Origin of the sequence: Trabulsiella odontotermitis (assembly GCF_030053895.1) — a bacterium.
Lineage (GTDB): Bacteria > Pseudomonadota > Gammaproteobacteria > Enterobacterales > Enterobacteriaceae > Trabulsiella > Trabulsiella odontotermitis_C.
The window spans coordinates 626,165-646,588 of record NZ_CP125781.1 but is presented as its reverse complement, the minus strand read 5'-3'; the positions used below and the strand labels follow the sequence as shown (position 1 = coordinate 646,588).

Below are 20,424 nucleotides of genomic sequence, written 5' to 3'. Positions count from 1 at the left end.
AAAAGGTATCCTGCCTGGTTATCGTTTTCCGCTGTGCAGCCAGAACGGTTCTGCGTTTAGCGCTTCATTGCGAAAGAGTTCAATGTCGTTGCGCTGACGATGGGCGATCGACTGGCTCAGTCCCTGCCAGGGCTCCAGCCACGCCTGTACAGCGGCATCAGGGTAATAGCCTGCCAGCAGCATCACGCTGTCGAGATCCCGGGCGAGACGCGGCAGTTGATCGGCATAACGATCACCCAGCGGGTGCGCGAAAGCTTTTTTGAGTTCTGCCGCCACGCGTGAAAGTTGTACGTCGGCAAAACGTTTGCAGGAGTCGGCCAGTTTAGGCTGCGTTTTTTCGTCGATGAACGGCTGCCAGCCGCGCATCACCAGCCATTCAGTGAGCGTCAGCTTCGCCTGCGCGGTTTGCACGTCATAAGCCGCCGTCTGCGCCGACACCGCAGAAGCCAGCGTCGCTTCCGCCAGCGTGAGCTGATCGCGCAGGCGCGCGCTGGCTTTGCGTGGCACCAGGCCGCCGAACAGCATCAGCGCGTGACGAATGCGGGCTATGGCGTTCATGATTTCCGGGCGCGCGCTGTCGTTGCCGCGGATCCACAATTCTTCGTGATACTGCCAGTGCGCCAGTGCGTTCTCCAGCGCGGCGCTCATCCCCTGCTCAACATTTGCTTTGGCGACCAGCGGCAGCACGCTCAGCGGTTTAACTTCGCGTTCTGCATTACCCTGCGCCAGATGATAACCGCGCGCCGCTTTGCTCAGGCTTCCCTGACGCAGCACCGCCAGCCCCACCAGTTGATGCGACAGTTTCAGGACATCTTCCGTCCGCCCGGAGAGCAGTTCCAGCTCCAGCTCGCAAATTGGTTCATGATGCTCGCCCGCTTTCACTTCACCGCGATCGAGCGCAACTTCAATACGGCTGTCGCCTTCATTAATCAGCCATTTTTCGCGTTCGAAGTTGGTACTGAACAGCGGCTGGACGCGGCTTGCCAGATCGGCGGGCAGTTCACCGTCAGGCCAGACTTCCGCCGGGAAGCGGTCGAGCGCCAGCTCGGGCTTATCGAGTTCAATATTGTATTCCGGACGCTGATGCAGCCCGCCCACCACCCGGCCGGCGATCTTCATGGTCATTTCATAACGCCCCTGAACGCCACGAATACGCAGGCCCATGTCATGACTGCGCAGCCAGTTGTCGGCGGTTTCGTAGTAGATATTGAGCAACTCCCCGGCGGGGTGATGCTCCGTGGTCAGGGTGCTAAGGTGCTGGCGCAGCGTCTCTACGCCCTCACTACAAACAATAAACTTTAATTCGATTTCTTGAGCCATGACTAAACTTCTTATGGTTGCGTTGTCCGAAGTGCCACTGCGGCGAACTTCCCGCGTTCTTTTTTGTCAGTAGATAGTATTTTGCGTCAAAATGCCATGCAACGCGCAGTTTGACCGGGATAAAAGTTTGGCGATGCGGCTGGCGCGACCTGGATGATTCCGATTGATGCAGAATGCTTTGCGTCGTCAGACTGTTGCCACTACTATCGTTCCACTTTTATGACAAAAACGATGACCTGATGCGAAAATTACGCCTGATTGGATTAACTTTACTCGCGCTTAACGTTTCTGTGATGGCTCATGCCGAGGAAAAACGTTACGTCTCTGATGAACTGAACACCTGGGTACGCAGCGGCCCGGGTGATAATTATCGCCTCGTCGGCACCATTAACGCTGGCGAAGAAGTGGCGTTGCTGCAAACCAACAGTGACACGAATTATGGACAGGTTCGTGACAGCAGCGGCCGCACCGCGTGGATCCCGCTGAAAGAGCTGAGCAACAACCCCAGCCTGCGCACCCGCGTACCCGATCTCGAAAACCAGGTCAAAACACTGACCGACAAGCTGAGCAACATTGACGCGACCTGGAATCAGCGTACCGCTGAAATGCAGAAAAAAGTCTCTCAGAGCGACAGCGTGATCAACGGCCTGAAAGAAGAAAACCAGACGCTGAAAAACCAGCTGATTGTCGCGCAGAAGAAAGTGAATGCCGCCAATCTGCAACTGGATGACAAGCAGCGCACCATCATCATGCAATGGTTCATGTATGGTGGCGGCGTGCTGGGCGTTGGTCTGCTATTGGGTCTCATTTTGCCGCACCTGATCCCCAGCCGCAGACGAAAAGATCGCTGGATGAACTAAGCCCGATTGGTCTTCTCCCCTACACTTACGTATTATCGTTAACTTGCGAGAGCGTTGGGGAGAAGTACGGGTGAAGAGTTATCTGGTCGGTGGTGCGGTTCGTGATGCGTTATTAGGGCTACCGGTCAAAGACAAAGATTGGGTTGTTGTCGGCACGACACCGCAGCAAATGCTGGACGCGGGCTATCAACAGGTTGGCCGTGATTTTCCGGTATTCCTGCACCCTGAAACGCACGAAGAGTATGCGCTGGCGCGTACCGAGCGTAAGTCTGGTTCCGGTTATACCGGCTTTACTTGTTATGCCGCGCCCGACGTGACGCTTGAGCAGGATCTGCTGCGTCGCGATCTGACCGTCAACGCGCTGGCCCAGGACGCCGAAGGCAACATCGTTGACCCTTACCATGGTCAGGCGGATTTACGCCAGCGTCTCCTGCGTCACGTCTCCCCCGCCTTCAGTGAAGATCCGCTGCGCGTATTGCGCGTGGCGCGTTTTGCTGCCCGTTATGCCCACCTCAGTTTTCGTATTGCCGATGAAACCATGGCGCTGATGCGCGACATGACCGAGGCAGGCGAACTGGCGCACCTGACGCCGGAACGCGTCTGGAAAGAAACCGAAGGTGCGCTCGGTACCCGTAATCCGCAGGTCTTTTTCCAAACGCTGCGCGACTGTGGCGCGCTGAAAGTGTTGTTCCCGGAGCTGGATGCGCTGTACGGCGTACCAGCACCGGCGAAATGGCACCCGGAAATCGACACCGGCATCCACACCATGATGACGCTCACCATGGCGGCGATGCTTTCTCCTGAGATTGATATTCGTTTTGCCACGCTGTGCCACGATCTCGGCAAAGGACTCACGCCGAAAGCGTTGTGGCCGCGCCATCACGGGCATGGTCCGGCAGGCGTTAAGTTGGTTGAACAGCTTTGCGCCCGGCTGCGCGTGCCGAATGAGATGCGCGATCTGGCAAAAGTGGTCGCTGAATTTCACGATCTTATCCATACCTTCCCGATTCTGAAACCGGCGACCATTGTAAAGCTGTTCGACTCCCTCGACGCCTGGCGCAAGCCGCAGCGCGTGGAGCAGCTCGCTCTGACCAGCGAAGCGGACGTCCGTGGCCGCACCGGGTTTGAAGCCTGCGATTACCCGCAAGGGCGACTGCTGCGCGAAGCCTGGGAAGTAGCGAAAAGCGTCGCCAACAAAGAGGTGATTGACGCGGGATTCAAAGGACCGGAGATTCGGGAAGAGTTAACGCGACGCCGCATTCAGGCCGTCGCGTTATGGAAAGAGGCGCGTTGTCCGCAACCTAAAGCGTGATTTACATGAAGACCGCGTACACCGCTGCCGCCACAATGAAACGATAGATGGCGAACGGGATAAACGAGATCCGCTTGATCAACTGCAGGAAGGTTTTAATCGCGATCAGCGCCACGATAAACGCCGTCACGAAACCGACCGCAAACATCGGAATATCGCCGGTGGTCAGAAAACCAATGCTTTTGTAAAGATCGAGCGCGGTGGCCCCCATCATCATCGGCACCGCCAGCAGGAAAGAGAATTCAGATGCGGCATAGCGGCTGACGCCCATCAGCATACCACCGGAGATGGTCGCGCCAGAGCGAGAGAAACCCGGCCACAGCGCCAGACACTGGAAGCAGCCAATCATAAACGCCTGGCGATAGGTCATGTCATCCAGCCCCTGCGCACGCGGCTCCTTTGGCTTCAGGCACTCTGCGGCAATCAGCAGTAAGCCCCCGACCACCAGTGCGTACATCACGTTAACCGGGTTGAACAACGACTTGATGGTGTCGTGAAACACCAGACCGAGCACCACCGCCGGGATCATCCCGAGCAGGATATGAATCAGCGACAAACGCCCTTTACCGAAACCTTCGTGCGGGCGTTGACCGAAGTGAATGCCGATCAGACCAAACAGACGACGCCAGAACATCACCACCACGGCAAGAATGGAGCCTAACTGGATCACCACTTCAAACGTTTTTGCCGTATCCCCCTCAAACCCCAGCAGATGACCCACAATGATCATATGGCCGGTACTGGAAACGGGCAAAAATTCTGTCAATCCTTCGACCACACCCAGTATTGCCGCCACCAGCAGCGAGTGCATATCGCTCATTCAATAAACCCTTTTAAAAGACATAAAAAAACGGCGCATGACTCACCGCAGCCGCCAAAAAATTCCCAGTCTTAAGACCTGCAAAATTGATTATGGTTTAGCAATATTGAATTTATATGTTTTCTTTCAGATTTTGGCTACGCTCAATGACCACGCCCACGTTCTTCGCCCGCGCCACTGCACCGGGTTTGCTGACTTTGATGCGCACCCACGGCGAGTTAAAGCGGCTCAGCAACAGCGACGCCACTTCTTCCGCCACGCGTTCCACCAGCGCGAACCGGTTGCCTTCCACATGGCCGACCACCGCGTCGCTGATGTCCGCGTAACTGAGGCAGTCCTGAACGTCATCGCTCGCGGCGGCTTTGCGGTTGTCCCACGCCATTTCGATATCGAACACCAGTTGCTGTTCGATGGTCTGTTCCCAGTCGTAAACGCCAATGGTGGTGATTACCGAAAGTTGCTCTATAAATACAATATCCATCACGACCCGCCTGCTTTTTGCCCAAACCGGATACCACTTCCGGCGAATTATGCGTATTATCCACAGATGCAGAGATTAAAACGATACTTTCTATACGGAACAGCGTTATGAGTGCAATCGCGCCTGGAATGGTTATCCTCGCCTACCTTTGCGGCTCAATCTCCAGCGCCATCCTGGTTTGCCGTATCGCTGGATTGCCGGATCCCCGCATGAGTGGGTCGGGTAATCCCGGAGCAACCAACGTTTTACGTATGGGCGGCAAAGGAGCAGCCGTAGCAGTTCTGATTTTCGATGTCCTGAAAGGGATGTTGCCGGTCTGGGGCGCGTACATGCTGGGCGTCACGCCGTTCTGGCTCGGCATGATTGCGATCGCCGCCTGCCTCGGCCATATCTGGCCGGTGTTCTTTGGTTTCCGCGGCGGAAAAGGTGTTGCCACCGCCTTCGGCGCCATTGCGCCGATCGGCTGGGATCTCACCGGCGTGATGGCGGGCACCTGGCTGCTCACCGTGTTGCTCAGCGGCTATTCGTCACTCGGCGCCATCGTCAGCGCGTTAATCGCGCCGTTCTACGTCTGGTGGTTTAAGCCGCAGTTCACTTTTCCCGTTTCGATGCTCTCCTGCCTGATTTTGCTGCGTCATCACGACAACATTCAGCGTCTGTGGCGACGTCAGGAAACCAAAATCTGGTCAAAGCTGAAGCGCAAAGAGAAAGAAGAAGACAAAGAACAGTAGGCCGGGAAAGCGTAGCGCCCCCGGCAACATATTACGCAGCGGGCAGCTCCGCCAGCGGCCAGCGCGGACGCACGGTCACACCGAGATCGGCACGCGTGCCGGCTTTCAGACGCACCATGCCGGCGTAGGCGATCATCGCGCCATTATCGGTGCAAAATTCCGGACGCGCGTAAAACACCTCGCCGTGACGCTTTTGCATCATCTCCGCCAGTTTCGCCCGCAGCGTGCGGTTGGCGCTGACGCCCCCCGCCATCACCAGCCGTTTGAAGCCGGTTTGATCCAGCGCGCGGCGGCACTTAATCATCAGCGTATCGACAACCGCATCCTCAAAAGCACGGGCGATATCTGCGCGGGTTTGATCGTCGTTATCGTTGTCACGAATGGTATTCGCGGCGAAGGTTTTAAGGCCGGAGAAGCTGAAATCCAGCCCCGGGCGGTCGGTCATCGGACGCGGGAAAACAAAACGCCCTTCCGTGCCCTGCGATGCCAGTTTTGACAGCATCGGACCGCCAGGGTAATCGAGCCCCAGCAGTTTGGCGGTTTTATCAAACGCTTCACCAGCGGCATCGTCAATGGATTCGCCAAGCAGTGTGTACTCGCCAATCCCGGTAACGCTAATCAGTTGCGTATGACCACCGGACACCAGCAGTGCGACAAACGGGTATGCCGGAGGATTTTCTTCCAGCATCGGCGCCAGCAGGTGCCCTTCCATATGGTGTACCGGAATGGCCGGTACGTTCCAGGCAAACGCCAGCGAACGCCCGACGGTCGCGCCAACCAGCAGCGCGCCGACCAGACCCGGACCTGCGGTATAAGCGACCGCGTCAATATCTTTCGCTGTCAGATTCGCTTCTTTCAGCGCGGCCTGAATCAGCGGCACGGTTTTCCGCACGTGATCGCGCGACGCCAGTTCAGGCACCACGCCGCCGTAATCGGCGTGCAATTTCACCTGACTATACAATTGGTTGGCTAACAGCCCGTTAACATCGTCGTAAATGGCGATGCCAGTTTCATCGCAGGATGTTTCAATTCCCAGTACACGCATGACTTGTTTTTACCTCATTTCTGTACCGCGCAGTGTAGGGCGAATGCGGGTCAATGTATACCCTGGGGCGTGAGTTCGTGTATACTCTCCCCCCTTACAAAGGTCCCGTTCAAAAACGGCATTGGTGCTTTACAAAGCAGCGGCAGTTGCAGTAAAATTCCGCACCATTTTGAAATAAGCTGGCGTTGATGCCAGCGGCAAACCGAATTTATTAAAGGTGAGAGTTACATGCCGGTAATTAAAGTACGTGAAAACGAGCCGTTCGACGTAGCACTGCGTCGCTTCAAGCGTTCCTGCGAGAAAGCAGGTGTTCTGGCGGAAGTCCGTCGTCGTGAGTTCTATGAAAAACCGACTACAGAACGCAAACGCGCTAAAGCTTCTGCTGTGAAACGTCACGCGAAGAAACTGGCTCGCGAAAACGCACGCCGTACTCGTCTGTACTAATCTGTTGAGGGCAAACGCTCTCAATTCAGAACGAGTTGTAGTTGCAAGGCCGTGCTTCCGGAAGGAAAGCGCGGCTTATTTTCGTTTATACCCTTTATAATTCGCGTCTGTTGCGGATCCTGAATGGTATTAATTGAAGGGGCATATGGCCGGACGCATCCCACGTGTTTTTATCAATGACCTGCTGGCGCGAACCGACATCGTCGATCTCATCGACGCGCGGGTAAAGCTGAAAAAGCAGGGCAAGAATTTTCACGCGTGTTGCCCGTTCCATAATGAAAAAACCCCCTCATTCACCGTCAACGGTGAGAAACAGTTTTACCACTGCTTTGGCTGTGGTGCGCACGGCAACGCTATCGACTTTCTGATGAACTACGACAAGCTCGAGTTCGTGGAAACCGTCGAAGAACTGGCAGCCATGCACAACCTCGAAGTGCCTTATGAAGCGGGAAACGGGCCAAGCCAGATAGAGCGCCATCAACGGCAAAATCTCTATCAACTGATGGACGGTCTGAATACGTTTTACCAACAGTCCCTGACAAACCCTGCCGCAGTCACGGCGCGCCAGTATCTGGAAAAGCGCGGTCTGAGCAGCGATGTGATTAACCGTTTTGCTATCGGTTACGCGCCGCCCGGCTGGGATAACGTCTTAAAACGTTTCGGTGCGCATGGCGAAAACCGTCAATCATTGATTGATGCGGGCATGTTAGTCACTAACGATCAGGGGCGCAGTTATGACCGTTTCCGCGACCGGGTGATGTTCCCGATCCGCGATAAGCGCGGGCGGGTGATTGGCTTTGGCGGGCGCGTGCTCGGCAACGATACGCCCAAATACCTGAACTCGCCGGAAACCGATATTTTCCATAAGGGCCGCCAGTTGTACGGCCTCTATGAAGCGCAGCAAACGGAAGCGGAACCTCAGCGTCTTCTGGTCGTCGAAGGGTATATGGACGTGGTCGCGCTGGCGCAGTATGGCATCAACTATGCCGTCGCGTCGCTGGGTACCTCGACCACCGCCGACCACATTCAATTGCTGTTCCGGGTGACCAATAACGTCATCTGCTGTTATGACGGCGACCGCGCAGGCCGCGATGCCGCCTGGCGTGCGCTGGAAACCGCGCTGCCGTATATGTCAGACGGCCGTCAGTTGCGTTTTATGTTTCTGCCTGACGGTGAAGACCCGGACACGCTGGTGCGTAAAGAGGGTAAAGCGGCGTTCGAAGCGCGGATGGAGCAGGCCCAGCCGCTCTCTACGTTTTTGTTTAACAGTCTGCTGCCGCAGGTCGATTTGAGCACACCGGACGGCCGCGCTCAGTTGAGTACGCTGGCGCTACCGTTAATCAGCCAGGTGCCTGGTGAAACGCTGCGCATCTACTTGCGTCAGGAGTTGGGTAACAAACTGGGCATTCTTGATGACGCGCAGCTTGAACGTTTAATGCCGAAACAGGCGGAAAATGGCACCGCCCGCCCTGCACCACAGCTAAAACGCACGACCATGCGTATACTAATAGGGTTGCTGGTGCAAAATCCGGATCTGGCGCCGCAGGTTCCGCCACTGGCGGGGTTGAATCAGGAAAAACTGCCCGGACTTGGCTTATTTGCAGAACTGGTCAACACTTGTCTGTCGCAGCCTGGCCTGACCACCGGACAGCTGCTGGAGCAGTATCGCGGCACAAAAGAGGCCGCTACCCTTGAAAAATTGTCGATGTGGGACGATATAGCTGATAAGGACATTGCAGAAAAAACGTTCACCGACTCGCTCAACCACATGCTGGATTCGTTGCTTGAGCTGCGACAGGAAGAGTTGATAGCTCGCGATCGCACACACGGTTTAAGCAGCGAAGAACGCCGGGAACTCTGGACGATAAGCCAGGAACTGGCGAAAAAATGAATTGCACGGCTTAAGTGCCGATTATCGATCGGGTTGACCCCGACAGCCGCGCTGAGGCGCAGCGGCAATAATATAAGTGGCCCTCGCTTTAAAAGTTGGCGGTTTTTGATTTTCGCCGACCGACACCAACCCAATGAAATAAGTGTGGATACCGTCTTATGGAGCAAAACCCGCAGTCACAGCTGAAGCTGCTTGTCACCCGTGGTAAGGAGCAAGGCTATCTGACCTATGCTGAGGTCAATGACCATCTGCCGGAAGATATCGTCGACTCCGATCAGATCGAAGACATCATCCAAATGATCAACGATATGGGCATCCAGGTGATGGAAGAAGCACCGGATGCCGATGATCTGATGCTGGCTGAAAACACCGCGGACGAAGATGCAGCCGAAGCCGCCGCGCAGGTGCTTTCCAGCGTGGAATCTGAAATTGGCCGGACGACCGATCCGGTGCGCATGTACATGCGTGAAATGGGTACCGTTGAACTGCTGACCCGCGAAGGCGAAATCGACATCGCGAAACGCATCGAAGACGGCATTAACCAGGTTCAGTGCTCCGTTGCAGAATACCCGGAAGCGATCACCTATCTGCTTGAGCAGTATGATCGCGTTGAAGCTGCCGAAGCTCGCCTGTCTGATCTGATCACCGGTTTTGTCGATCCAAACGCCGAAGAAGACATGGCGCCTACCGCGACGCACGTCGGCTCCGAACTCTCTCAGGAAGAGATGGACGACGATGACGACGAAGAAGAGGAAGACGACGACAGCGATTCCAGCGACGACGACAACAGCATTGACCCGGAACTAGCGCGTGAGAAATTCGCCGAACTGCGCACGCAGTACGAAGTAACGCGCGACACCATCAAAGCCAAAGGCCGCAGCCACGCGGCGGCTCAGGAAGAGATACTGAAGCTGTCTGAAGTGTTCAAACAGTTCCGTCTGGTACCGAAGCAGTTCGACTATCTGGTCAACAGCATGCGCGTCATGATGGACCGCGTTCGCACTCAGGAACGCATCATCATGAAGCTGTGCGTTGAACAGTGCAAAATGCCGAAGAAAAACTTCATCACCCTGTTCACCGGCAATGAAACCAGCGAAACCTGGTTCAACGCCGCCATCGCGATGAACAAACCGTGGTCTGAAAAACTGCACGACGTCGCGGAAGACGTTCAGCGCGGTTTACAGAAACTGCATCAGATTGAAGAAGAGACCGGCCTGACCATCGAGCAGGTAAAAGACATCAACCGTCGTATGTCCATCGGTGAAGCGAAAGCCCGCCGTGCGAAGAAAGAGATGGTGGAAGCGAACCTGCGTCTGGTTATTTCTATCGCCAAGAAATACACCAACCGCGGTCTGCAGTTCCTCGACCTGATTCAGGAAGGCAACATCGGCCTGATGAAAGCGGTTGATAAGTTCGAATACCGCCGTGGTTACAAGTTCTCCACCTACGCCACCTGGTGGATCCGTCAGGCGATCACCCGTTCCATCGCCGATCAGGCGCGCACCATCCGTATTCCGGTGCATATGATTGAGACCATTAACAAGCTCAACCGTATCTCCCGCCAGATGTTGCAGGAAATGGGCCGCGAGCCGACGCCGGAAGAGCTGGCCGAACGTATGCTGATGCCGGAAGACAAGATCCGTAAAGTGCTGAAGATCGCCAAAGAGCCTATCTCCATGGAAACGCCGATCGGCGACGATGAAGATTCGCATCTGGGTGATTTCATCGAGGATACCACCCTCGAGCTGCCGCTGGATTCTGCGACCACTGAGAGCCTGCGTGCCGCCACGCACGACGTGCTGGCTGGCCTCACCGCCCGTGAAGCGAAAGTCCTGCGTATGCGTTTCGGTATCGATATGAATACCGACCACACGCTGGAAGAAGTGGGTAAACAGTTCGACGTTACCCGCGAACGTATCCGTCAGATCGAAGCGAAGGCGCTGCGTAAACTGCGTCACCCGAGCCGTTCTGAAGTGCTGCGTAGCTTCCTGGACGATTAATCGGTTCCGGAAAAACAAAAAGCTCCCGCCCGGGAGCTTTTTTTTGCACTGAATTCAGAGCCCGCGCAACGCCAGCGCCTCGTCCAGCTCGCGATAGGCCTCGACCAGCTTATCGAGCGTCGCCCGGTTCAGGCCACTCGGGTTCGGCAGCACCCATATCTGCGTCGCGCCGATACTGTTTTGCTGCTTCCCCCACTGCACACCACGCACGCTGAAGGTTTTTTCATACGCCTGCTTGCCGAGTATCGCCAGCGCCGCGGGCTGATAGTCCTCAATCTTCCTCACCAGTTCACGACCACCGCTGCGCAATTCCTGCAACCCGACTTCGCTCGCCTGCACTGTCGGGCGCTCCACCAGCATGGTGATCCCGCAACGCATATCAAGCAGTAGCTGCTCCTCTTCCGGCTTCAACAACCGGTCCGTAAACCCGGCCAGGTGGATCACTTTCCAGAAGCGATTACCCGGATGCGCAAAATGAAACCCTTTGTGCGCCGACGACTTGCCGGGGTTGATACCGCAGAACACCACCCGCAATCCTGGCGCCAGAATGTCGTGAATCATACTTACCCCAAACCGAAAGAATGAGATCTCAGTATAAAGGATTGAAAAGGCGTTGTTTATAAAAGCACCATGCAAAAGTTTTACGCTGGATCGCCTGCGGGAGTTACTTTATAATCCACCGCCACGGCCCCTTAGCTCAGTGGTTAGAGCAGGCGACTCATAATCGCTTGGTCGCTGGTTCAAGTCCAGCAGGGGCCACCAGACACAGCAAGGGCTGGCGAGAAATCGCTGGCCCTTTTGTTTTTATCGGCGGTGCTATCAGCAAGCAAGACAGAGTACTAAGTCGTTTGGTCGTTACCAGAATTCCGGTATCGGTTATTAGCGCTGCGAGTGTGCGGATTTCCTTGTCAGCACACTGAGCGATGCAACAAAAAATGCACTAATGCCTCACGTTCGCAAGAACGGAATGAATCCGCTTTTCCTCAAGAAATCGTGTAAATAGCGGACTTTTGCACGTGAAAGTCTCCTCGTTTTTCAAAGCGTCATAAAAACCATAGTTTATCAATGGCCTATTTCTGAAATCCAAATTATTATGTCACAGTTGATGCAAGGAGGATGTCATGGTTAAAAACAATATTATTAAGCTTTCCATAATTGCGGCGCTGTTCTCACCCTTGGCTCATGCTCAATGGGTTACGAATGTTGAAGATGACCTTTTTTCTGGTGGGAAGAAAGCCATGATGATTGGCTCAGTTTCATCTGAAAATAGCGCAATTGTTTTCGATTGCACAAAAAGCGAACTTACAGCTGCATACATTGAGATGGATAAAACGACCGAATCAATTTCAGAAATCCCGATGGATCTAATAATGAAGGTTGACGGTAATAGTCCCGTAAAACTTGATGCCGCCCTTTCAAGAAGAAACGTGCAATTCCTTCAGATTCAATCTGATGACTCAGACCAACTGAAAGTATTACTTAAGCAACTTCAGGGGGCAAAATCCAAAGTTCTGGTTGGTGTGCAACTCAAAAATGGAGAAGGTCAAAACTCATTTTCTGCCAATGTTTCTGGCTCAACCTCAGCCGTTAATGGCTTTATAAAAGCTTGTGAGATCACTCTGTAGTTTTTACCCCAGAATCGGGGGAAGAAACTCCCCTGATTTTGTTGTTCTGATGACCTTTTCTAGCTAACTGCCCCCTATTCCTAATATCTTTGCCAGCACGTTTCACTTTCTGATCCTGCAACCTCCAGGGCCATTTCATCGCGCAAGTCGTTGGCGTTACCCCCTGGTATTCCCTACGGCTTGTGAATCATCATAAGTAAGGTCTCCTGCATAACGATGCGGCACCAGCCATTGAGATAAATGATGCCATAGAAGCGGCCAAACCCTCAATGTCCGCAGAAAGTGTTGCTGATGTTTATTCAGAAGGTTATAGACAGCGATACCGTCAAGTGGTAAGCAAATTGTTTTTTATCATAAAATCAGATTTATGAATTTCCTTTTTGAGCGTTACATTCCCTAGATGTGACCAAGAAATTCAAAATGTTATAAAACATGAATATATTGAGGGCCTTAGGATGGACGATTTACTAACTTGGTTTTCCGTATGTCTCTCTGGAATTTTCGCAATTATTGGTGGCTGGATTGGTGGCTCAATTGGTGGACGTTATGCCCTTAAAGCAACCCAAAAAGCACATGAAAATCAGAAAAATATAGCAGATGAAACTGAAGCTAGAATAGTAAAAAGCCTTTTGCAAGCTATCCATGATGAGCTTGAAACTGTATTTGATCAATATCAAGAAACTATGGGTAATCGAATAGAAGCTTTAGAAAAAAATCAACCTTTAGCTTTTTATTATCCTCTGGCAAGCGATTTCTTTTCTGTTTATCACGGCAATACTTTTTTAATAGGTCGCGTTAAAGATCATGATCTCAGAAAAGCTATAATAAAAACCTATAGTTTAGCAAAAGGGCTATTAGACTCTTATAAAATGAATAATGATATTATTCACAAGTGGGAACACTGGAGTTTAGTTTTTGCTGAAACACAAATGGAAGTTCACAAAATTCAGGCTGAAGCCTATCGTAGCTCATTAATAAATTATGCTGAAGTTTTGAAGAAAATGCATGAAGACGTCAAGGTTAATTTGAAAGAAACTACGCGCATGCTAGCGTTAGCTGGAATTTTTTCATGAATATAAGTTAAATATGATGGGTAGTTACATACCTACCATTCTATTTCGGATTAAATTAAATGAGATTTAATATGATTGTCTATTTGATGTAACCAATAGGTTAGCGTCGAAGAAGTCTCGTAGATATAGCCACTTACGCTATTATCGGGTCTCAAACCACACCTGATTCTATCGAGTGAAGACAGGTATACATCATTGATCGCTGGCTCAATACAAGAACATTCAAAATCGGAAAGCACTCTCTTTCTCTTTTGCTTTTGAATCTTCTTACGTTCGGCCTCAACATGATCCTTAAGATCAGTTATCTGTTCTGTTAATTCCGGGGCATTTCTGAATCGTGGATACTGTTCGTTAAAAGACTTCTCGATCACCTCAAGTCTATTTTTGATCTCAATTAGTCGCTCCACAACGACCTCCAGAAATTGTTGCACTATAAACTTTAAAATATGTCACTAAGTATTATTCCGCTCCTAATTTGTTAACGATTATATGCATGCCGGTATCCAGTCCTTAAAATCATCGTGCAGGGTGGCATTTGACTTAGGCAAACAACCCGCATTATACGGGTTGTTTGAGTTCGCATGACTGGTAAGATTGAAGGCGTAATTATCGACAACCTTGCTGGCCAATGTAATAAGCAATCGACTTATCAACGATGGGAGCCATATGTGGATCTGGCGCAGAACTGTTCATTTGCTCAAGGGTATCACCATTTCCAAGATACTTAACGGTCCATGCTTTACAATTGTATAACCGCTTAGAATATGACGTACCAGAGGGCCCTTCTCTCTTCGTTGTGATCGTGACCATATCGCCATTACGTGATTTTTCTAAAACAACGTAGCTAGCTTTCGAGTCAGTTGGAACTGAAACAACGCCAGAAGCAAACACATTGAATGAAACTATAGAACTTAAAGCCAAAAAAACGATTTTTTTCATATCCCTATACCTATCGTTTAAGTACCAAAGAATCCTCTCAGATTACTCTACAAACATCCAAAACCATATTACAAGATCACATCTGAACCAGACGCTTGAAAAGCAACTGTTTGATGTCCTGCCTATGTGAAAGGATTGCATGTACGGTTATTTTCGATTTATCAAACGAATACAGCACCCGGTAGCCTCCTGGCGTATTACATTCGCGATACTTTGCGACACCAATCTTCAGCAATTCGGGGCAAATCTGACAGCTAAGCGGATATTCTCCCACCTTCGCTTCAAAATGCTGAAGGATGTCCCTAATGATCGGCTTTGGCTCCACATCCGCATTGTGCAAAAAGCTGGCAATGAGCTCAATACAGGTTTTAACCGTCAGGGTGTATTCAATGGTGATGCTGGTTTTTTTCATTTCAGGATCCTTCTGCCAGCACCCTCATCAAATGTCGTCCAGTAATTGCTCTTTTGAAAACATCTTGCCGTCAGCGCTATCCTTTTCTGACAACGTAAGGAGTTTCAGCAGCGCAATGGTGTTCTCACGTTCCTGCTGTTGATCATAAGATTCAATCACATAAGCAGGGACACCATTCTGAGTAACCAGTATCGGTTCAGACAAATCGAGAGAGGCTGCATTCTTTTTTACATAACTAATCGTTTCGACTTTCATTGAACTCCCCCACCATCGTGGATAACGTGGTCTTAATATAAACCATATTCAGACCACTCACAATGTCATCATTGATGGTTGAGTTGCTAACGCACCTGCTCCATCACCCCTCTCGGCTCCTTAATATACCCCTCGATCGCATGCACCAGATCGTGCAACAACCCGGTCATTGTGACGGTCAGCGATTTCGCCAGCGTGCCGCTCAACAATACCTGCGTCACGCCATGGGCATAAGACACCAGCGTGTCGGTGTCGCCCCAGTAGTCGGGAAACACTGAGGGAGAGGCTTCACTCGCCATCAGTTGTTCGACACGGTGCGGGGGCAGATCGGCATTGCATAAGCGATGCAGCAAAACCAGTGCGTGAGACAGGCGGCCACACAACGCCTGAGACTGCGTGGTGTCATGGCATTCGATCAGCTCATTGACGAAAGCGGAACAGATTTCTGCGACGTCAAACAGATCCGCCGTGGCGGGAATCGGCGTGGATAACAGGCGTTCAATGATGTTATCGGTATAGCGAGTGCAATAATTAACAGGACGTGAAGCCATAAGAAAACCTCCGTTGAGTGATGCCGTCACCACCAGAGTTCCTACGCTCTGTAGGTGGTGACACTGGCGGGGGTAGGAATACCGACCTCAACGACATCGGCCAGCCTTTCGGCTGCCCCGCCAGCGCCACCTAATCTTACGATGTACGCCGACCAGACACAAAAAGTTATCTCTGTGTCTTCGTTGAGCTATTCAGGTTCCTACGCCCGGTTACGGATTTTGCCGCAACGCGCACACTCTATATCAGCAATATGCCGCCGAAAAGTGCATTTCGGCGGCATAGTTTGCTTTTGCGAGCATGCTTCCAGACTGGCATGTAACCGTGTAAAGCGAGCTCAGACGGAATCAATTATTAACCGGGATCACTGCGCCTTTATATTTCGTCCGGATCCAGTCCTGAATCGCTTTTGAGTGCAGTACATCCACCAGCGCGACGATGTCTTTTTTCTTCTCATCGCCACGGTGAACGGTAATGATGTTGGCGTACGGGTTGTTCTCGCCGCTTTCAACCGCAATCGGATCGTGAACCGGGTCGAGGCCGGCGTCGATGGCGTAGTTGGCGTTGATCACCACCGCCGCGCCTTCGTCGTTGTTGTACATCTGCGGCAGCAGAGACGCTTCGACGTTCGGCAGGAACTGGAGTTTTTTCGGGTTATCGACGATGTCGCTAATGCGCGCGTTCACTTTATCCACGCCCGGTTTCAGCTTGATCACCCCCTCTTTCTCAAAGATGGAGAGAATACGGCCTTCTTCGGAAACCGCATCACGCATGATGATTTTGCCGCCTTGCGGCAGATCTTTCAGCGATTTGAATTTTTTCGAGTAAATGCCGATCGGCTCGATGTGGATCGCCCCGGCACTGACGAAATCGTAATCTTTTTCGCCCGCATGATCTTTCAGCACACTGTTCAGGTAAGGAATGTGCTGGAAGTAGTTCGCGTCGATGTCGCGGCTGGCCAGTGCGGTATTCGGCAGGATGTAGTCCTGGAACGGTCTGATTTCCAGATCGATCCCCTGCTTCGCCAGAATCGGTTTCGCCTGCTCAAGGATTTCCGCATGCGGCGTGTTGGACGCGCCCACGGTCAGCGTATCGGCCCAGGACGCAAAGCTCAGGGCGCTCAGGGTCGCGGCGGCAATCAGTGTCAGTGTCTTTTTCATGATGATGGTTCCTGTGTGTAATTAGCGTTTATCTAACAGAGAGGTAATCACGTCGCCGCAGAACTGGATGATGAACACGATGATCAAAATGGTCACCGTCGCCACCAGTGTGACGTCGTTGTGGTTGCGCTGGAATCCTTCCAGATAAGCCAGATTTCCAAGACCACCCGCGCCAATGACGCCCGCCATGGCGCTGTAGCTCACTAAAGCAATCAGCGTCACGGTGATGCCAGACACCAGCGCGGGGGAAGACTCCGGTAACAGCACGCGGAAGATCAGCGTGGAGAGACGCGCGCCCATCGAGCGCGTGGCTTCGATAACGCCCTTATCCACTTCACGCAGGGCGATTTCGACCAGTCGCGCGTAGAACGGCGCGGCGCCGACAATCAGTGCCGGTAAGGCGGCATTAGCACCGAGAATGGTGCCGATGAGCGCCTTGGTAAACGGGATCAACAGTACAATCAGGATGATGAACGGAATGGAACGGAAGACGTTCACTATCACCGAAATCACGCTGTAAACGGTGCGGTTGTGGAACAGGCCGCCCTTCGCCGTCAGAAACAGCGCCAGCCCGAGCACGATGCCTAATACAAAAGTGGCAACGCCGGAGAGTGCGGTCATGTATAGCGTTTCCTGCGTGGCTGCCCACAGTTGTTCCCATTTCAGGTGCGGGAAAAATGACTCATCCATGTTTGATCACCTCGCTCTCAATGCCGCTTTGCTGCAGATCCGCAAGGATATTGCTGAGTTGATCCTGGGTTGCATTCACATGGACCCACAGCTGTCCGAAAACGCCGTGCGCCGTCTGATTCATCTTGCCGTGCAGAATGTTGAACGGCAGGCCGTAGCGCAGCGTCAGTTCGCCCACCACCGGCTTATGCGTGCTGTGCCCGGTAAAGGTCAGCCTGATGACGTATCCGGTCAGGTCACTCGCCAGTTCCTGATTGAACGCCTCTTCTTCGGCGTACTGGCTCACCTGACGCACAAACTGGCGGGTGATCGGCTGCTGTGGATGAGTAAACACGCTCAGCACATCGCCCTCTTCCACCACGCGCCCGTTCTCCATCACCGCCACGCGGTCGCAGATTTTGCGCACCACATGCATTTCATGGGTGATGAGGACGATGGTCAGCGAAAAGCGGCGGTTGATATCCAGCAGCAAGTCGAGGATCTGATCAGTGGTCTGCGGGTCGAGCGCCGAAGTGGCTTCATCGCACAGCAGTACGTCAGGGCTGTTCGCCAGCGCACGGGCAATGCCCACACGCTGTTTCTGCCCGCCGGAAAGCTGTGACGGATAGGCGTTCTCGCGCCCGGTCAGCCCCACCAGTTCAATCAGTTCCGCCACGCGGGTGCGGATCTCCGCTTTCGGCGTACCGGCGATTTGCATCGAAAAAGCGATGTTTTCGCTGACGGTGCGTGACCACAGCAAATTGAAGTGCTGGAACACCATGCTGATTTTGAGGCGCGCCTGGCGCAACGCTTCGCCCTTCGCGGCGGAAATGTCGTGGCCGTTGATGGTCACGCTGCCCGCAGTGGGTTTTTCCAGCCCATTGAGCAGACGGATCAGGGTGCTTTTCCCCGCACCGCTGTAACCGATGATGCCGTAAATCTGCCCCTGTTCGACCGACAGATTCACGTTATCGACGGCAGTAATCGGTGCCTTCCCGTGGTCAAAAATTTTCGAAATATTCCTGAGAACAATCATATGGCTGCTTATCCGCTGCTTCGTGTTATCGATTTTACTGTGCTTTCCGCAAATGGCGGTTTAGCAGTATGGACGTCCAGACGATATAGCGAATGATGAAGATGTTTCAACAAACAAATCGGTCTTTCTTATAACCAGAAGCAATAACAATAGAGGAGATGCGGGGAAAACCCCTTAGATGAAGTTCAGCAATGATTATCCGTAAACTGGCAAAGTCTGCGTCAATACAGGCAATTTATGGCGAAAAAAAGCGCAAATCTGCCCTCATTCAGACGTCGATACATCTGCACCACTACACGGCCTGCCTTCCACACCGCCGAAACAGCAGGTCATATTCCCTTTCATGCTAAAGAGCAGAGAAACGTTCTTTAGCAGCCCATTTTTGCAGTTCTACACTCTGCCCATCTTTCTTCACTCAGGGTGAAATGGCATGGCGATTTATCATTCCGTGACTGACCTTATCGGTCATACGCCGGTTTTACAGCTCCACAAACTGGGATCCGGCGTCTGCGATCTGTTCCTTAAGCTGGAAAATCAGAACCCCGGCGGGTCGATTAAAGATCGCGTGGCGCTGTCGATGATTCAGGAAGCGGAAAAACAGGGGCTGCTGCAGCCTGGCGGAACCATCATTGAAGCCACGGCGGGCAATACCGGGCTGGGGCTGGCGCTGATTGCCGCGCAAAAAGGTTACCGGTTGATCCTCGTGGTGCCGGACAAAATGAGCCGCGAGAAGATTTTCCACCTCCGCGCGCTGGGCGTTCAGGTGGTGCTTACCCGCTCCGACGTGGGCAAAGGGCATCCGGCGTATTATCAGGACTACGCGCAACGACTGTCGAAGGAGATCCCCGGCGCGTTTTATATTGACCAGTTCAATAACCACGCCAATCCGTTGGCGCACAGTACCACCACCGCGCCAGAGCTGTACGCGCAGCTCGACGGGCGCATTGATGCCATCGTGGTCGGCGTGGGTTCCGGCGGCACGCTCGGCGGTTTACAGACGTGGTTTGCCGAACATTCTCCACATACCGAATTTGTGCTGGCCGATCCGGCAGGTTCGATCCTCGCCGATCAGGTCGAAACCGGCCATTACGGTGAGGCCGGCTCCTGGCTGGTCGAGGGGATCGGCGAAGATTTTATCCCGCCGCTGGCGAAGATCGACGGCGTACAAAAAGCGCTGCGCATCAGCGATCGCGAGGCGTTCACCACCGCCCGTGAGCTACTGAAAGTCGAAGGCATTCTTGCTGGATCATCCACCGGCACGCTGCTGGCGGCGGCGCTGCGCTACTGCCGTGCCCAGACCTCACCAAAACGGGTGGTGACCTTTGCCTGCGACAGCGGCAACAAATATCTGTCGAAAATGTTTAACGACGACTGGATGCGCCAGCAGGGGCTGATCTCCCGCCCGGAAAACGGCGACTTACGCGATTTTATCGCCCTGCGTCATGATGAAGGTGCCACGGTCACCGCTGCGCCGGATGACACGCTCTCTACCGTGCTGGCGCGCATGCGTCTGTACGACATCTCTCAGTTGCCGGTACTGGAAAACAATCGACTCGTCGGCATCGTCGACGAATGGGATCTCATCAGCCACGTCCAGGGCGACAGCCAACGCTTTAGCCTGCCGGTGCGCGACGCGATGACCCGCAACGTGGAGCAGCTCGACAAAAGCGCGCCGGAAAGCGCCCTCAAACCGATTTTTGATCGCGGTCTGGTGGCGGTAGTTATGGATAACGAACGTTTTCTTGGCCTCATTACCCGCACCGACGTTTTAACCCACTGGCGTAACCGTTTAGAACAATAAG

Annotated in this window: 21 protein-coding genes and 1 tRNA gene; 10 read left to right on the top strand and 12 right to left on the bottom strand. The window is 53.0% G+C overall.

What is annotated here, in order from left to right; translation table 11 throughout:
- Positions 1-18: 18 nt before the first annotated feature.
- Positions 19-1,320, bottom strand: a complete 1,302-nt coding sequence (locus tag QMG90_RS03140) for a CYTH domain-containing protein (protein WP_283282679.1) — start codon at positions 1,318-1,320, stop codon at positions 19-21.
- Between the two features lie 239 nt (positions 1,321-1,559).
- Here QMG90_RS03140 and QMG90_RS03135 point away from each other — a divergent pair, with 239 nt between their 5' ends.
- Both QMG90_RS03135 and QMG90_RS03130 read left to right on the top strand, forming a co-directional pair.
- On the top strand, positions 1,560-2,180 hold the full coding sequence (locus QMG90_RS03135; protein WP_283282678.1) for a TIGR04211 family SH3 domain-containing protein: 621 nt from the start codon (positions 1,560-1,562) through the stop codon (positions 2,178-2,180).
- Positions 2,181-2,250: 70 nt separating this feature from the next.
- The gene (locus QMG90_RS03130; RefSeq protein WP_283282677.1) at positions 2,251-3,492 is read left to right on the top strand and encodes a multifunctional CCA addition/repair protein; all 1,242 of its coding nucleotides are present in this window, start codon (positions 2,251-2,253) and stop codon (positions 3,490-3,492) included.
- Position 3,493: 1 nt separating this feature from the next.
- Here the strand turns inward: QMG90_RS03130 and bacA are convergent, their stop codons facing one another.
- Complete coding sequence (gene bacA, locus QMG90_RS03125) at positions 3,494-4,312, bottom strand: undecaprenyl-diphosphate phosphatase (RefSeq protein WP_038161777.1); 819 nt, start codon at positions 4,310-4,312, stop codon at positions 3,494-3,496.
- 112 nt (positions 4,313-4,424) lie between these two features.
- Positions 4,425-4,793: a bifunctional dihydroneopterin aldolase/7,8-dihydroneopterin epimerase gene (gene folB / locus QMG90_RS03120; RefSeq protein ID WP_283282676.1), complete on the bottom strand. Its 369-nt coding sequence runs from the start codon at positions 4,791-4,793 to the stop codon at positions 4,425-4,427.
- A 107-nt stretch (positions 4,794-4,900) separates the two neighbouring features.
- Here folB and plsY point away from each other — a divergent pair, with 107 nt between their 5' ends.
- Positions 4,901-5,524, top strand: coding sequence for a glycerol-3-phosphate 1-O-acyltransferase PlsY (gene plsY, locus QMG90_RS03115; RefSeq protein WP_283282675.1), 624 nt, complete (start codon positions 4,901-4,903; stop codon positions 5,522-5,524).
- Positions 5,525-5,555: 31 nt separating this feature from the next.
- Here the strand turns inward: plsY and tsaD are convergent, their stop codons facing one another.
- Positions 5,556-6,569 (bottom strand): tRNA (adenosine(37)-N6)-threonylcarbamoyltransferase complex transferase subunit TsaD, encoded by a 1,014-nt coding sequence (tsaD, locus tag QMG90_RS03110; protein WP_283282674.1) that lies wholly within the window; start codon positions 6,567-6,569, stop codon positions 5,556-5,558.
- Between the two features lie 228 nt (positions 6,570-6,797).
- Here tsaD and rpsU point away from each other — a divergent pair, with 228 nt between their 5' ends.
- From rpsU to rpoD, 3 genes are all read left to right on the top strand, one after another.
- Positions 6,798-7,013: a 30S ribosomal protein S21 gene (rpsU, locus tag QMG90_RS03105; protein WP_001144069.1), complete on the top strand. Its 216-nt coding sequence runs from the start codon at positions 6,798-6,800 to the stop codon at positions 7,011-7,013.
- A 145-nt stretch (positions 7,014-7,158) separates the two neighbouring features.
- On the top strand, positions 7,159-8,904 hold the full coding sequence (gene dnaG / locus QMG90_RS03100; RefSeq protein ID WP_283282673.1) for a DNA primase: 1,746 nt from the start codon (positions 7,159-7,161) through the stop codon (positions 8,902-8,904).
- 158 nt (positions 8,905-9,062) lie between these two features.
- Positions 9,063-10,904: an RNA polymerase sigma factor RpoD gene (gene rpoD / locus QMG90_RS03095; RefSeq protein WP_054178886.1), complete on the top strand. Its 1,842-nt coding sequence runs from the start codon at positions 9,063-9,065 to the stop codon at positions 10,902-10,904.
- A 54-nt stretch (positions 10,905-10,958) separates the two neighbouring features.
- On the opposite strand, the gene mug is transcribed toward rpoD, so the two are convergent.
- Positions 10,959-11,465: a G/U mismatch-specific DNA glycosylase gene (mug, locus tag QMG90_RS03090; RefSeq protein WP_283282672.1), complete on the bottom strand. Its 507-nt coding sequence runs from the start codon at positions 11,463-11,465 to the stop codon at positions 10,959-10,961.
- Between the two features lie 125 nt (positions 11,466-11,590).
- Here mug and QMG90_RS03085 point away from each other — a divergent pair.
- The 3 genes from QMG90_RS03085 to QMG90_RS03075 all read left to right on the top strand — a co-directional run bounded on the left by QMG90_RS03085 (position 11,591) and on the right by QMG90_RS03075 (position 13,602).
- Positions 11,591-11,666 (top strand) — tRNA-Ile (locus tag QMG90_RS03085).
- A 359-nt stretch (positions 11,667-12,025) separates the two neighbouring features.
- Positions 12,026-12,529: a hypothetical protein gene (locus QMG90_RS03080; protein ID WP_283282671.1), complete on the top strand. Its 504-nt coding sequence runs from the start codon at positions 12,026-12,028 to the stop codon at positions 12,527-12,529.
- 455 nt (positions 12,530-12,984) lie between these two features.
- Positions 12,985-13,602 carry a hypothetical protein gene (locus QMG90_RS03075; RefSeq protein ID WP_283282670.1) on the top strand — a complete coding sequence of 206 codons (618 nt, stop codon included), beginning with the start codon at positions 12,985-12,987 and terminating at the stop codon, positions 13,600-13,602.
- Positions 13,603-14,208: 606 nt separating this feature from the next.
- On the opposite strand, the gene QMG90_RS03070 is transcribed toward QMG90_RS03075, so the two are convergent.
- From QMG90_RS03070 to QMG90_RS03040, 7 genes are all read right to left on the bottom strand, one after another.
- Positions 14,209-14,541 carry a hypothetical protein gene (locus QMG90_RS03070; protein WP_283282669.1) on the bottom strand — a complete coding sequence of 111 codons (333 nt, stop codon included), beginning with the start codon at positions 14,539-14,541 and terminating at the stop codon, positions 14,209-14,211.
- 76 nt (positions 14,542-14,617) lie between these two features.
- Positions 14,618-14,953, bottom strand: coding sequence for a type II toxin-antitoxin system RelE/ParE family toxin (locus QMG90_RS03065; protein ID WP_283282668.1), 336 nt, complete (start codon positions 14,951-14,953; stop codon positions 14,618-14,620).
- A 27-nt stretch (positions 14,954-14,980) separates the two neighbouring features.
- Positions 14,981-15,208 carry a type II toxin-antitoxin system Phd/YefM family antitoxin gene (locus QMG90_RS03060; RefSeq protein WP_283282667.1) on the bottom strand — a complete coding sequence of 76 codons (228 nt, stop codon included), beginning with the start codon at positions 15,206-15,208 and terminating at the stop codon, positions 14,981-14,983.
- A gap of 86 nt (positions 15,209-15,294) precedes the next feature.
- On the bottom strand, positions 15,295-15,759 hold the full coding sequence (locus tag QMG90_RS03055) for a hypothetical protein (RefSeq protein WP_283282666.1): 465 nt from the start codon (positions 15,757-15,759) through the stop codon (positions 15,295-15,297).
- Positions 15,760-16,104: 345 nt separating this feature from the next.
- Positions 16,105-16,917: a MetQ/NlpA family ABC transporter substrate-binding protein gene (locus QMG90_RS03050; RefSeq protein WP_283282665.1), complete on the bottom strand. Its 813-nt coding sequence runs from the start codon at positions 16,915-16,917 to the stop codon at positions 16,105-16,107.
- Positions 16,918-16,938: 21 nt separating this feature from the next.
- Positions 16,939-17,607 carry a methionine ABC transporter permease gene (locus QMG90_RS03045; protein WP_283282664.1) on the bottom strand — a complete coding sequence of 223 codons (669 nt, stop codon included), beginning with the start codon at positions 17,605-17,607 and terminating at the stop codon, positions 16,939-16,941.
- On the bottom strand, positions 17,600-18,622 hold the full coding sequence (locus tag QMG90_RS03040) for a methionine ABC transporter ATP-binding protein (RefSeq protein WP_283282663.1): 1,023 nt from the start codon (positions 18,620-18,622) through the stop codon (positions 17,600-17,602). The genes QMG90_RS03045 and QMG90_RS03040 overlap by 8 nt, the downstream gene beginning before the upstream one ends.
- Positions 18,623-19,052: 430 nt before the next feature.
- Between QMG90_RS03040 and QMG90_RS03035 the strand changes: the two genes are divergently transcribed.
- Positions 19,053-20,423: a cystathionine beta-synthase gene (locus QMG90_RS03035; RefSeq protein WP_283282662.1), complete on the top strand. Its 1,371-nt coding sequence runs from the start codon at positions 19,053-19,055 to the stop codon at positions 20,421-20,423.
- The last annotated feature ends 1 nt before the right edge of the window (position 20,424 follow it).